Consider the following 316-nt stretch of genomic DNA (forward strand, 5'->3'; position numbering starts at 1 on the left):
CCGAGATCTACACTGGAGCGATGTCGTCGGCAGCGTCAGATGTGTATAAGAGACAGCTCCTTGCATGCACCATTCCTTGCGGCGGCGGTGCTCAACGGCCTCAACCTACTACTGGGCTGCTTCCTAATGCAGGAGTCGCATAAGGGAGAGCGTCGAGATCCCGGACACCATCGAATGGCGCAAAACCTTTCGCGGTATGGCATGATAGCGCCCGGAAGAGAGTCAATTCAGGGTGGTGAATGTGAAACCAGTAACGTTATACGATGTCGCAGAGTATGCAGGTGTCTCTTATCAGACCGTTTCCCGCGTGGTGAAC

1 protein-coding gene is annotated in these 316 nt (G+C 54.4%); it reads left to right on the top strand.

Annotation, left to right across the window (positions count from 1 at the left end; translation table 11 throughout):
- Positions 1 to 241: 241 nt before the first annotated feature.
- Positions 242 to 316: LacI family DNA-binding transcriptional regulator (locus tag ACNQ0T_RS23575; protein WP_219624458.1), on the top strand; the 75-nt coding region annotated here is incomplete at its 3' end.

This window comes from Enterobacter cloacae complex sp.6700776 (genome assembly GCF_048284255.1).
Classification (GTDB): Bacteria; Pseudomonadota; Gammaproteobacteria; order Enterobacterales; family Enterobacteriaceae; genus Enterobacter; species Enterobacter intestinihominis.